This window comes from Marinobacter salexigens, assembly GCF_018860765.1.
GTDB lineage: Bacteria > Pseudomonadota > Gammaproteobacteria > Pseudomonadales > Oleiphilaceae > Marinobacter > Marinobacter salexigens_A.
In genome coordinates this window covers 146,502-159,374 of sequence record NZ_JAHKPV010000015.1, presented here as the reverse complement: position 1 = coordinate 159,374, position 12,873 = coordinate 146,502, and the positions used below count along the sequence as shown (strand labels likewise).

Annotated in this window: 11 protein-coding genes; 3 read left to right on the top strand and 8 right to left on the bottom strand. The window is 52.0% G+C overall.

From position 1 onward, the window contains the following. Window positions 1–340, top strand: a 340-nt coding sequence (locus KO508_RS09060) for a hypothetical protein (protein ID WP_216008000.1), incomplete at its 5' end; no start/stop codon positions are given. 98 nt (window positions 341–438) lie between these two features. Here the strand turns inward: KO508_RS09060 and pssA are convergent. The 4 genes from pssA to KO508_RS09040 form a co-directional block, all read right to left on the bottom strand. After that, window positions 439–1,287, bottom strand: coding sequence for a CDP-diacylglycerol--serine O-phosphatidyltransferase (gene pssA, locus KO508_RS09055; RefSeq protein ID WP_216007999.1), 849 nt, complete (start codon window positions 1,285–1,287; stop codon window positions 439–441). A gap of 89 nt (window positions 1,288–1,376) precedes the next feature. Continuing rightward, window positions 1,377–2,393, bottom strand: a complete 1,017-nt coding sequence (gene ilvC, locus KO508_RS09050) for a ketol-acid reductoisomerase (RefSeq protein WP_216007998.1) — start codon at window positions 2,391–2,393, stop codon at window positions 1,377–1,379. 67 nt (window positions 2,394–2,460) lie between these two features. Beyond that, a complete protein-coding gene (gene ilvN, locus KO508_RS09045; protein ID WP_144779976.1) occupies window positions 2,461–2,952 on the bottom strand; it encodes an acetolactate synthase small subunit in 492 nt (163 codons plus the stop codon). Window positions 2,953–2,954: 2 nt separating this feature from the next. Then, on the bottom strand, window positions 2,955–4,673 hold the full coding sequence (locus KO508_RS09040; protein WP_216007997.1) for an acetolactate synthase 3 large subunit: 1,719 nt from the start codon (window positions 4,671–4,673) through the stop codon (window positions 2,955–2,957). A gap of 518 nt (window positions 4,674–5,191) precedes the next feature. Here KO508_RS09040 and KO508_RS09035 point away from each other — a divergent pair. Then, a complete protein-coding gene (locus KO508_RS09035) occupies window positions 5,192–5,656 on the top strand; it encodes a DUF4124 domain-containing protein (protein ID WP_216007996.1) in 465 nt (154 codons plus the stop codon). A gap of 73 nt (window positions 5,657–5,729) precedes the next feature. On the opposite strand, the gene clpB is transcribed toward KO508_RS09035, so the two are convergent. From clpB to rluD, 3 genes are all read right to left on the bottom strand, one after another. Further along, window positions 5,730–8,306 (bottom strand): ATP-dependent chaperone ClpB, encoded by a 2,577-nt coding sequence (gene clpB, locus KO508_RS09030; protein ID WP_216007995.1) that lies wholly within the window; start codon window positions 8,304–8,306, stop codon window positions 5,730–5,732. A gap of 133 nt (window positions 8,307–8,439) precedes the next feature. Then, window positions 8,440–9,207, bottom strand: coding sequence for a peptidoglycan editing factor PgeF (pgeF, locus tag KO508_RS09025; protein WP_216007994.1), 768 nt, complete (start codon window positions 9,205–9,207; stop codon window positions 8,440–8,442). Beyond that, window positions 9,197–10,174 carry a 23S rRNA pseudouridine(1911/1915/1917) synthase RluD gene (rluD, locus tag KO508_RS09020; protein WP_216007993.1) on the bottom strand — a complete coding sequence of 326 codons (978 nt, stop codon included), beginning with the start codon at window positions 10,172–10,174 and terminating at the stop codon, window positions 9,197–9,199. Before rluD ends, pgeF begins: the two co-directional genes overlap by 11 nt. Before the next feature lie 133 nt (window positions 10,175–10,307). On the opposite strand from rluD, the gene KO508_RS09015 reads away from it, so the two are divergent. After that, complete coding sequence (locus KO508_RS09015) at window positions 10,308–11,141, top strand: outer membrane protein assembly factor BamD (RefSeq protein WP_216008007.1); 834 nt, start codon at window positions 10,308–10,310, stop codon at window positions 11,139–11,141. Between the two features lie 20 nt (window positions 11,142–11,161). Here the strand turns inward: KO508_RS09015 and KO508_RS09010 are convergent, their stop codons facing one another. Next, a complete protein-coding gene (locus KO508_RS09010; RefSeq protein WP_216007992.1) occupies window positions 11,162–12,826 on the bottom strand; it encodes an NAD+ synthase in 1,665 nt (554 codons plus the stop codon). Between the last annotated feature and the right edge of the window lie 47 nt (window positions 12,827–12,873).

The following is a 12,873-nucleotide window of genomic DNA, read 5'->3' as shown; positions in this document are numbered from 1 at the left end:
TGGTCAATTTGTTAAAGAGCGTTTGAGCCGTTGCTCAATCAAGGTGGCGTATTCTACATCATCTCGCCGCCTTGTCAACCGTTTTTTTCGAGTCGTTTCAGAAGCTTCCCTTCCAAAACCACCGATACTTACCGGCTGCTTCATACTTGATTTCGAGGGGCGTATTCTACATCGAATCCCAACCCTGTCAACTGTTATTTCGAAGAATCTTAAATGCTTTTTCTTCAATACTTTCAAACAGTTAACTCTCTCAAAACAATCCGCTGTTCCGGTGTGTCCCTCAAGCGAGATGCGCATTCTACAGACACAAGGATTTCTGTCAACGGCCATTTTGAATTAATTCTACATAACTTCGGTTTCCACCTATAAACACGCCAAAATAAGGGAGAAACCGAACAAAAAACGCACTACTCCAGCATTATTGCCGCGCTTTACTTATTATTCGGACTTGCTTGGCCGACGCACCTTGCCACGAAACAACGCACGAACCGGTCCTGACAGGGCGTAAACCAAAAAGCCGGTAAACAGAACCGTTGCCGGGTCCAGTGCAACCACCACAAAAATCAAAACCACTAACAGTATCGCCGCGAAAGGCACACGACCGCGAAGATCGAGATCTTTGAAGCTGCGATATAGCACATTGCTAACCATCAGCACTCCAGAGCCACCCACAACCACTAGCGACAGGAATGTGAGCCAAGCTGATGGGTCGTGGGCATGAAAACACCACACTAGACCTGCAACGCACGCCGCAGCCGCGGGACTAGGCAAGCCCACAAAGTACTTTTTATCGACCGAACCGATTTGCGTATTGAACCGCGCAAGGCGCAGGGCTGCACCGGCCACATATATGAAGGTTATAGCCCAGCCTATTTTATCCAAACCGTTTAGGGACCAAAAAAACGCCACAAACCCGGGGGCAACGCCAAACGCCACCATATCAGCAAGACTGTCGTATTCTTCGCCAAACTTACTTTGCGTATTAGTCATACGAGCAACGCGCCCATCAAGGCCATCCAAAATCATGGATACGAAGATCGCAATGGCGGCGTTATCGTAGACACCTCCCGCAGCTGAAACGATAGCGTAGAAGCCGGAAAACAATGACGCCGTTGTTAAAGCGTTAGGAAGAAGGTATATCCCCTTTCTTCGCACAGGCGCGCCCTCAACCAACTCTTCCTCTACAACCTCTCCTGGTTCGATATCGCACTCTCTTCCTGAACTGGAGGAAAGTTCCGACTCGCCTGTTCGTTGATCCAATTCGGTATCTTCTCTTTCTTTAGTCATTCCCACTACTCCGGAAAGTATTTGGGCGAAGTATATACGAAAAACGCGGCCACTCGGGCCGCGCTTCATTAAACCAAACGGAATGTCGTTTAGTTTTTATCCTTATCCACAATCTTGTTGGCAGAGATCCACGGCATCATTCCGCGTAACTTCTCACCTGTCACTTCAATCTCATGAGCTGCGTTCTGACGACGACGCGCTGTCATGGACGGGTAGTTAAGAGCGCCTTCCGAGATGAACATCTTCGCATACTCACCACTTTGAATTCGCTTGAGCGCATTGCGCATTGCTTCGCGAGATTGCTCGTTGATGATTTCTGGACCGGTCACATACTCACCATACTCTGCGTTATTCGAGATGGAGTAGTTCATGTTCGCGATACCGCCTTCGTACATCAAGTCTACAATCAACTTGAGCTCGTGAAGGCACTCAAAGTACGCCATTTCTGGTGCATAACCCGCTTCGGTCAGTGTCTCAAAACCAGCTTTTACCAGCTCAACAGCACCACCGCACAGAACGGCTTGCTCACCGAACAGATCAGTTTCAGTTTCGTCTTTAAAGGTAGTTTCGATAATGCCGGTACGCCCACCGCCAATGCCGCTCGCATAAGATAGCGATAAGTTCTTGGCATTACCGGAAGCGTCTTGGAAGATAGCAATCAAGTCTGGGATACCGCCACCATTGGCGAACTCGGTGCGCACAGTATGGCCCGGAGCTTTAGGAGCAACCATGATAACATCCAGATCCTTGCGTGGAACGATCTGGTTGTAGTGGATCGCAAAACCGTGAGCAAAGGCGAGAGTGGCACCCTGCTTTAGGTTTGGCTCAATTTCCGCCTTATAGAGTTGAGACTGAAACTCATCCGGTGTCAGAACCATTACAACATCGGCGGCAGCAACGGCAGATGGCACGTCGCTGGTCTTCAGACCATAGGCTTCCGCCTTAGCGATTGAAGAAGACCCAGAGCGCAGACCAACAGTTACATCAACACCGGACTCTTTCAGGTTGCACGCATGGGCGTGACCCTGCGAACCAAAACCGATGATGGCAACTTTTTTGCTCTGAATGATGGAAAGATCACAATCCTTATCGTAATAAACCTGCATGACTAACCTCTATGATTTGTAATGGCCCTTCAGGAGGCCAAAGCGTTCGTAATGTAAAAAAATTAGTTTAAAGGCTCAAAACCTTCTCGCCTCTGGCGATCCCGGAAACTCCCGACCGCACGACTTCAAGCACACCTGACGTTCCGATCGCCTGAACAAAACCGTCAAGTTTATCGCTGGCTCCCGCCAATTGAACGGTATAAACCGAACTGGTCACATCGACAATTTGGCCCCGGAATATATCCACAGTACGCTTAATCTCAGCACGCTGGGAACCGGTCGCCTTCAGCTTGATCAGCATCAGTTCGCGTTCGATGTGGGGGCCTTCTGTCAGGTCTACCAGCTTGACCACCTCGACCAGCTTGTTGAGCTGCTTCGTAATCTGCTCGATAACCCGGTCTGAACCAGTCGTTGTAACCGTGAGACGAGACAAGGTCTCATCCTCCGTAGGCGCAACGGTCAATGTCTCAATGTTGTAGTTCCGCTGTGAAAACAGCCCAACCACACGTGACAACGCGCCGGGTTCATTTTCAAGCAACACAGAAATAATTCGACGCATAATCACACCCTCTCCGTCTTGCTGAGCCACATATCTTTCATGCAGCCACGAGCCACTTGCATCGGGTATACGTGCTCAAAGCGATCAACCTGAATATCCACAAAGACAAGCTTGTCTTTCATTGCCAAGACTTCTTTTAGTTTCGGCTCAAGATCTTCCTTCTTGTCAATTCGGACACCCACATGCCCATAAGCTTCAGCAAGCTTGATGAAATCCGGCAACGACTCCATGTACGAATGGGAGTGGCGAGACTCATAGTTCATATCTTGCCACTGCCTTACCATTCCCAGCGACTGGTTATTCAAGTTGATGATCTTCACCGGCAACTCATACTGGTTGCAGGTAGACAGCTCCTGAATGTTCATCTGGATACTGCCTTCGCCAGTGATACACAAAACTTCATCATCTGGGTGGGTTAGCTTAATCCCCATGGCCGCCGGCAAGCCGAAACCCATAGTTCCAAGACCACCTGAATTAATCCAGCGGTTGGGCTTGTCGAACTTGTAGTATTGAGCCGCGAACATCTGATGCTGCCCCACATCGGACGTAACAAATGCATCCCCGTTAGTGAGACGGTGCAGCATTTCGATCACTTCTTGCGGCTTGATGACATCCGGACTGGTCTCGTAGCGCATACCATGGAATGCACGCCATTCGTCGATCTGCTTCCACCAAGAGGCCAGCGCCTCTGCATCTGGCTTTTCCTTGCTGTCTTTAACCAGCGCAAGCATTTCCTTGAGAACTGCATCAACCGGCCCAACGATAGGCACGTCGGCATCGATGGTTTTGGAGATGGATGCTGGATCAATATCAATATGAATGATGCGCGCACCCGGGCAGAACTTTTCCGTTGCGTTGGTTACCCTATCATCGAATCGCGCACCCACAGCCAGAATAAGATCCGAGTGGTGCATGGCCATATTGGCTTCATAAGTTCCGTGCATGCCTAGCCAGCCAAGATGCTGCTTGTCGCTGGCAGGGTAACAACCAATACCCATTAGAGTGTTAGTAACCGGGTATCCCAGCTTGCGCACCAACTCCGTTAACTGACCCGAGGCCTTCCCCAGAATTACGCCGCCACCGGCGTATATTATGGGACGACGGGCTGCCAACATCATATCGACGGCTTTCTTGATTTGGCCCGCATGACCGCGTATAGCGGGGCTGTAGGAGCGCAGCTTTATCTTTTTCGGATAAGCGTATTCGAAGCGCTCATTCGGTGCAGTCATATCTTTGGGAATATCCACAACAACAGGCCCGGGACGACCGGTCGAGGCGATATAATAAGCCTTACGGATAATCTCGGGGATTTCCGAAGGGTGGCGAACACTAAGATTGTGTTTAACAACCGGCCGAGAAACACCCATCATGTCCGTCTCCTGAAAAGCATCTTCGCCAATCAGGGTAGACGCAACCTGCCCGCACAGAACAACCATGGGGATGGAATCCATGAATGCGGTAGCAATGCCGGTAATGGTGTTGGTGGCCCCAGGGCCAGAGGTTACAAGCACAGTTCCCGGCAGACCCGTAGCGCGCGCATAGCCGTCAGCCATGTGCACAGCCGCCTGCTCATGCCTTACCAGAATGTGTTTAACCTCGTCCTGCCTGAACAGCGCGTCATAAATATGAAGGGCTGCACCACCCGGATAGCCATATATGTATTCGACCCCTTGATCCTTCAGGGAACGGATCAGCATATCGGCGCCAGACAATAACTCCACGATTTTCTACCCTCTTCTACGAGTGAATGAGCCGGGCATACGCCCGGTTGCCTGCGTCCACGGATTCACTGCTTCTTTTGAAAGAGGAACCGGCTGCTCCACACTTTTATAAGAGGTTGTCTCCTGGCCAGCCGCCCTCCTGAGGGTTGCGGAGAACGACCAATCGACGGGTTGCACTTAAGCAACAACCATTCCGCGACATATGCGCGGCACGCTCAGTGTGGTAAATAACGGGGGGATACTTGCACGGGATTGCCTGCCGTATTAGCCCCAGTCTTCAGGCAATCGGTAATTCTGACAGCGCGAAATTCCCTGTCAATAGCCACCATGGCTTTCTGTGTTCATACTGACGCAACCTCTGCCATAATTGTGCATCACTCAGGCACGGAGTTTTGAACCAGATGGAAGAAAATACTTCTCATAGATGGCATCATAGCCAGACGCGAAACAGGACGACGAGCCCGGCTTCTCAGGTTACAAACCTGTCCGGGAGCAGCGAACACACAACGAGTAGAACCATGAACAAAAAAGCCCTGATGTTGACACTATTAGTCGCCGTAGCCCCCAACATGGCAATGAGCGCCTCGGTATACAAATGGACAGACGAAAATGGCATTACCCATTTTGGCGACCGCCAGCCTGCGGGGTCCAACTCCGAGACCGTCAACGTGCGTTCTGGCACATCTTCCGCAGCCAGCAACAACCGGCCCAGCCCTCAAGAGCGCCTTGGTGAGCTTGAAGAGCAAAAACGGAAAGAAGCGGAGCGCGAAAAAGATAGCGCCGTTGAGGCTGCTCGACGCAAGCAACGCGAGGCAAACTGCGAAACGGCCCGCTCTAACCTGAAAGTCATCCAGAACAACGCACGCATACGGATCGAAGAGAACGGGGAGATGCGTTATTTAACGCCAGAAGAAATCGATGAGCAGCGCAAAAAGCTGGAAGAAATTGCCGCTAAAAGCTGTGAACCAGATAGCCAACCCTAGTTTTTTGCTCTAGATACAATAAAGGGGCAGAGCCTAAAGCTCTGCCCCTTTATTACTTTCTTAGCGCTCCACCTTATGCCTTGTTGAATACCAGCTTACCGTCACTCGCAGTAGCAAGAATTGTATCCTCAGAGACAAAATCTCCCTGCAACAATCTTTGCGCCAATGGATTCTCAATCATTCTCTGAACGGCTCTTTTTAGCGGGCGGGCGCCATAAACCGGGTCGTATCCCACTTCCGCCAGCAAATCCAACGCAGCGGCATCCAACTCCAGCTTAACGTTCTGCTCTTGCAGCCGTTTATTCAGGATCTCTATCTGGATTTTGGCAATACCGTGAATCTGGCTTCCTGCCAACGGATGGAACACAACCACTTCATCTACCCGATTAATAAACTCCGGACGGAAATGGGCTCCCACCTCCTCCATGACCGCGCTCTTCATAGCTTCGTAATTTTCTTCTCCAGCTTTTTGCTGAATGATCCCCGAACCCAGATTGGACGTCATGACGATAACCGTATTCCGGAAATCTACCGTTCGCCCCTGCCCATCCGTAAGGCGACCATCATCCAGCACTTGTAGCAATATATTGAAGACATCCGGGTGCGCCTTTTCGACCTCATCCAGTAGAAGCACAGAATATGGGCGACGACGAACCGCTTCCGTGAGGTATCCGCCTTCCTCATAACCAACATACCCAGGGGGCGCACCAATCAGGCGCGCAACGGAATGCTTCTCCATGAACTCTGACATATCAATCCGCACCATGGCGTCGTCAGTATCGAAGAGGAATGAAGCAAGCGCCTTACACAGCTCCGTTTTACCAACACCGGTTGGCCCAAGGAATAGAAACGAACCATTTGGCCGATTGGGATCTGCAAGCCCTGCACGGGAGCGACGCACGGCGTTCGATACGGCCTCAACCGCTTCATTCTGACCGATTACACGATCATGCAGCGCGTCTTCCATACGCATAAGCTTGTCGCGCTCACCTTCCAGCATTCGGGATACCGGAATGCCAGTCCACTTAGAAACAACTTCAGCAATTTCTTCGTCAGTGACACGGTTGCGCAGGAGTTTCATCTCCATCATCTCAGCCTGACTGGCCATATCGAGTTGACGCTCCAGCTCTGGAATGCGCCCATACTGCAGCTCAGACATTCTACCTAGGTCGCCTGCGCGGCGGGCCGTTTCTAGATCGATACGGGCCTGCTCCAACTGGCTCTTAATCTTCTGGGAGCCGTGCAACGCGGCTTTTTCAGTATTCCAAATCTCCTCAAGATCCGCATATTCACGCTCTATATCCCGAATAACACCGGAAAGCTCCTCAAGGCGTTTTTTTGATGCTGCGTCGGTTTCCTTCTTTAGGGCCTCCCGCTCAATTTTGAGCTGAATCAGGCGACGTTCCAGCCGATCCAGCGGCTCTGGTTTGGAGTCCATCTCCATACGAATTTGGCTGGCAGCCTCATCGATCAGGTCAATAGCCTTGTCTGGCAGTTGGCGGTCCGTGATGTAACGCTGGGATAACTTGGCCGCAGCAATAATAGCTCCGTCGGTCACCTCTACCCCATGGTGAACCTCGTAACGTTCTTTCAGGCCGCGCAGAATTGCGACGGTATCTTCTTCATTCGGTTCATTCACCAGCACTTTTTGGAAGCGACGCTCCAATGCGGCGTCTTTCTCAATGTTCTCACGGTACTCATTCAGCGTGGTGGCACCAACACAATGCAACTCTCCACGCGCCAGCGCTGGCTTAAGCATGTTGCCTGCATCCATGGAGCCTTCAGCTTTACCTGCGCCTACGACCGTATGGATTTCGTCGATGAACAGGATAATCTGGCCTTCCTGTTTGGCGAGTTCATTCAACACCGCCTTCAAACGCTCTTCAAACTCGCCCCGAAACTTGGCTCCGGCAATAAGCGCGCCCATATCCAGAGATAAAACGCGCTTGTTTTTAAGGCCTTCGGGCACCTCTCCGTTAACAATGCGCTGCGCCAAACCTTCTGCGATGGCCGTTTTACCAACGCCCGGCTCACCAATCAGTACCGGGTTGTTTTTGCGACGCCGCTGCAATACTTGAATGGTGCGACGTATTTCGTCATCCCGACCAATCACCGGATCAAGCTTCCCGGCTTCCGCCCGCTCTGTTAAATCGATGGTGTACTTCGACAGAGCCTGTCGATTTTCCTCTGCACCCGCATCGCTCACGTTTTCTCCTCCACGCACCGCATCAATAGCTTTTTCCAGCGCTGCCTTATCTACGCCTTGCTCGCGCAAAACACGACCAAGCGTGCCCCGGTCTTCCAAAGCGGCCAGCAGCATTAGCTCGCTAGAAATAAACTGGTCCTTGCGCTTCTGTGCCAATTTATCGGCAATATTGAACAAGCGCCCCATATCGTTAGACATAGCAACATCGCCTGCGCTGCCGCTCACTTCTGGCAAGTTCTCGACCTCCTGAGCTATTGCCTGGCGCACACGTCCGGGCTCCGCACCCGCTTGCTTGAGAAGCTGCGTGATAGAGCTGCCCTGCTGGTCAAGCATGGCCTGCACTAGGTGCAAGGGTTCAATAAAATTATGGTCTTTGCCAACAGCCAGCGATTGCGCGTCAGCAAGTGCGGTTTGCAAAAGGCTAGTGAGTTTGTCGATTCTCATGAATTCGTTCCCCGAGTTGTTCAGTAAATGCGATCAGAAATTGCGCATTCGGTTTGCATTGAGAACTAATGTAGGGGCTATCGAGGGAAGTTCAAGGTCAAAACCGCCAAAACCGTCAGAAAATTGACAAGACTCAGGTTTTCCAAATAACGGTGGCCATACGACCGGTTTTGCCATCACGGCGGTAGGAGTAAAAATGCTGGCTATCGGTAACCGTACAGAAATTACCGCCATAGATAGTGTGAACACCCAGACTTTCGAGGCGCTGGCGAGCAAGCCGATAGATATCAGCCATATAGTGCCCCTCACGAGCACCAATGGATCTGAAAGCAACATCAGCCCAGGGGTTGCGCTCTATAAAAGCGGCCCTAACTTCCGGGCCAACTTCAAATGCCTGCGGCCCTATGGCAGGCCCAAGCCATGCCATCAAAGTATTGCCGGGCAATCCCATACGAGCCACTAGGTTTTCCAGCACTCCAAAGCATAGACTGCGCCAGCCAGCGTGAGCTGCCGCAACTGTGGAGCCCTTCTGATCACATAGAATAACCGGCAAACAGTCTGCTGTAAGAATAGCGCAGGCTTGCCCAACCCTATGGGTAAAACTTGCATCGACTTCTGGAGCAGTCGCTCGTTGATTTTGCGGTAATCGCACAACACCTGTGCCGTGTACTTGATTCAGCCATCCAAATGCTGCTTTGGAAAGGCCGCAGGCACGAGCCAATCTAAGGCGATTTTCCTGCACATGGGTAGGTTCGTCGCCAACGTGATCGCCAAGATTAAGACTGTCCCACGGGTGCTCGCTGGCTCCCCCAAGGCGCGTGGTGCAAAGCGCGTGAATGTTTGAAGGCGCGGGCCAGTCCGGGCGGATAAGTGATAGCTCCGCTCCCCCCTCAGAATTCATCGCTCTCCAGCTCCTGAACGTGCTTGCGCAAAGCCGTTAATAAGCCAACAAAATCCTCTGGCAAGGGCACGTCCCAACTCAGAATTTCTCCTGTTTGTGGATGCTCCAATGTGAGCTGTCGCGCATGCAGTGCTTGGCGATGAAATGCCGAGAGCACCTCACGTAACTCTTCTGTGGTGCCCTTGGGCAAACGCAGGCGCCCGCCGTAGAGCGGATCGCCCACTAACGGATGCTTTACATAGGCCATGTGCACTCGAATCTGGTGTGTGCGGCCGCTTTCAAGCTTACAGCGCACATGAGTATGAGCCGCAAAACGCTCAATCAAACGGTAGTGAGTTACAGCGGGCTTGCCGCTTTTGACCACACCCATTTTCTTTCGCTCATGGGGGTGGCGGCCTATCGGCGCGTCCACTGTGGCGCCGCCTGTCAGGGTGCCTACAACGACTGCTTCGTATTCGCGCCCCATGGTTCGAGTCTGCAACTGACCCACGAGCGATGTATGTGCAATCAGGCTACGCGCCACCACCATGATACCGGAGGTATCTTTATCAAGACGGTGGACGATACCGGCACGGGGCAGATTCTCCACCTCCGGCGCGTAGTTCAACAGCGCATTTACCAGCGTACCATCTGCGTGCCCTGCCGCTGGATGCACCACCAAGCCTGCCGGCTTGTTAATAACCAGTATATGCTCGTCTTCGTAAACAATATCCAGACTGATCTCTTCCGCTTGCCAAGTCACTTGAGCCTCGGGCTCGGCATCAAGGGCCAGCAGGTCGCTCAGCATCACTTTATCTTTGGGCTTACGCGGTTCTCCGTTCACGGTTAAAGCACCGCTGCGAATCCATGACTGCAGGCGCGAACGCGAGTGCTCGGGCATAAGCTCAGCGGCTGCCTGATCCAGTCGCCGGTCGCTTAGCTCTGGCGGTATAGAAAAACTGGCAGTTATTCGGTTTTCAGATGACATTAAGCCCCCGGGGCCTGTGTGTGTTACGTTTCGGTCAGAATAATTGAAACAAACGGGACGCGCCCTGCACATAGGGCGAGTTCCCCGCTACAATACCGCACTTGAATTTATCGACATTATACGGGATTCCGGCATGAGATCAGGTTTTCGTTTACTGCTACTTTCTACACTGGTCGTCCTGATCAGTGCCTGCGCGTCCAACAAGCAGGAGGAAGTGCTTCCGGAAAAAACCTATTACGACAATGCCCGTCAGGCAATGAACTCCGGCAACTTCAACGAAGCCGAGGAAAATCTCGATTCGCTAGAAACCTACTATCCGTTTGGCCGCTACGCCGAACAGGCCCAGCTCGACCTTATTTATGCCCGCTACCAAAATCTTGATCTTGAAGGATCCAGAGCCGCTGCAGACCGATTCCTGCGCCTAAATCCCCAAAGCGACCATGCAGATTATGCTCTTTACATGCGCGGACTCGCTTCCTACAACTTAGATATTGGCTTGGCCGCACGCTACTTTGCGATTGACGCTGCAGCCAGAGATGCTGGGGAGCAACTACAGGCATTTCGCGATTTCAGTGAACTATTGAGCCGTTACCCTGAAAGCGTATACGCTGCCGACGCCCGCCAACGCATGATCGCCGTGCGCAACCGCATGGCAGAACTGGAGCTTCACGCTGCACGCTATTATATCAAGCGCGAGGCCTATGTGGCTGCCAATAACCGAGCACGCTACGTAATCGAGAACTACCCTACTTCGCCAGCCGTTGAAGAGGCTTTGATTATTCTGGCTGAGACCTTTGATTATTTGAAATTTAAAAAGGGCTCGCAAGATGCAGTAGCGCTTTTGCGTCAGAACTTCCCCAAGAGTGACGCTTTCAATAGTAAAGGCGAATTTGAAGCCAACTTGCTAAAGCGCGAAAACCGCTCGCTCTCCAGCGTAATTACCTTCGGACTCATGGGCGACGAGTAAGCCGCCACATAAAAGCGGCATTAATTGCCGCTCTTCCAGCCACTCGTAATGGGATAGCGGCGATCTTTACCGAATCCTCGCTCGGTAATGCGGATTCCGATAGGTGCCTGCCTACGCTTGTATTCGTTGAGATCAACCAAGCGGATAACGCGATCAACATCTGCTTGATCAAACCCTTCCGCAACAATCGCATCCGCACTAAAATCCCGCTCTACATAAAAATTTAGAATTTGATCTAACACATCATAGCCCGGAAGGCTGTCTTCATCCTTCTGATCAGGCGCGAGTTCCGCGGAGGGCGGGCGCGTGATCACACGTTCGGGGATCACTGGAGATACAGAATTACGATACCGGGCAAGTCGAAACACCAGTGTTTTGGGAACATCCTTTAGTACATCAAAGCCGCCCGCCATATCGCCATAAAGCGTCGAGTATCCCACAGCCAACTCGCTCTTATTGCCGGTTGTAAGCACCAGCGAACCAAATTTATTAGAAAGTGACATCAGCATAACGCCGCGAATACGCGCCTGCAGGTTTTGCTCGGTGGTGTCGAGAGTTGTGCCCTCAAACGGTTCCGCCAGAGCGGCCATGAACGATTCATACATAGGCTCAATGGAGTACACATCGTACTGAACGCCCATGGAGCCTGCTTGGGCTGCTGCATCTTCTAGGCTGATATCTGAGGTATATCGGAAGGGCATCATCACAGCGCGAACACGATCCGGCCCCAAAGCATCCGCCGCCACCGCAAGCGCCAGAGCGGAATCTATACCGCCGGAGAGCCCAAGCACGACCGATTTGAAACCATTTTTATTTACATAATCCCGGACGCCCATCACAAGCGCATTGAATACATTGGCCTCCACCGAAGGTTCTGCCGGCAAGGGCTGGGAAACGGGCTGACAACGGCGGTCAAACACGAAATCGACAGGAAAAAGGCCCTCATTAAACTGAGGTACTTCTACTGCGAGAGAACCGGAGTGGTCGTACACCATGGAGCCACCATCGAACACCAGCTCATCCTGAGCCCCGACCAAATTGGTGTAGACGATACTCACCTGATTATCCCGAGACTTGCGCTCAAGCAGCGCCTTACGGCGGGCCTGCTTATCGATATCATAGGGTGAGGCGTTTAGGTTAATGATCAACTGCGCACCTGCCGCAGCGGAGTCTTCAACCGGGCCATCTGTCCATATGTCTTCGCAAACCGTTAAGCCGACGGGCACGCCACAGATCTCTATTACCGCCGCACCTTCGCCCTCCGCAAAATAGCGTTTCTCATCAAACACCTGATAATTCGGCGGGAACCGCTTAAAGTAGCGGCCTGTGATGTTACCGCCTTCAATCACTACCGCAGCGTTGTACAACAGGCCCTTAGTTTGAACCGGAACGCCAATAACAATAGCCGCGCCAAGCTGCGCACTTTGCAAGCGATCCAAAGATTCTGTTACACGTAGATGCATACTGGGGCGAAGCAGCAAGTCTTCGGGCGGATACCCTGTAACACAAAGCTCCGGGAAGACAACAATATCCGCCCCCTCTTTGGAGCGAGCACGCCTTGCCGCATCTATAATCCGCTCAGTGTTACCGGGAATATCTCCCACCAGAAAATCCAATTGCGCCATCACAACCCGAAGGTTTTGGAGTGATTTAGAGGGAAACGGGCTACTCCCGGAAACGGACATACTTAGGCTCCTGTAACTCACTGCCACGAAAAGGCTATTATAACCCC

Bases quoted from the DNA above. Each gene is read 5' to 3' on its own strand.
- pssA (WP_216007999.1), bottom strand. From the start codon at position 1,287: ATGACTAAAGAAAGAGAAGATACCGAATTGGATCAACGAACAGGCGAG.
- ilvC (WP_216007998.1), bottom strand. From the start codon at position 2,393: ATGCAGGTTTATTACGATAAGGATTGTGATCTTTCCATCATTCAGAGC.
- ilvN (WP_144779976.1), bottom strand. From the start codon at position 2,952: ATGCGTCGAATTATTTCTGTGTTGCTTGAAAATGAACCCGGCGCGTTG.
- KO508_RS09035 (WP_216007996.1), top strand. From the start codon at position 5,192: ATGAACAAAAAAGCCCTGATGTTGACACTATTAGTCGCCGTAGCCCCC.
- clpB (WP_216007995.1), bottom strand. From the start codon at position 8,306: ATGAGAATCGACAAACTCACTAGCCTTTTGCAAACCGCACTTGCTGAC.
- pgeF (WP_216007994.1), bottom strand. From the start codon at position 9,207: ATGAATTCTGAGGGGGGAGCGGAGCTATCACTTATCCGCCCGGACTGG.
- rluD (WP_216007993.1), bottom strand. From the start codon at position 10,174: ATGTCATCTGAAAACCGAATAACTGCCAGTTTTTCTATACCGCCAGAG.
- KO508_RS09015 (WP_216008007.1), top strand. From the start codon at position 10,308: ATGAGATCAGGTTTTCGTTTACTGCTACTTTCTACACTGGTCGTCCTG.
- KO508_RS09010 (WP_216007992.1), bottom strand. From the start codon at position 12,826: ATGTCCGTTTCCGGGAGTAGCCCGTTTCCCTCTAAATCACTCCAAAAC.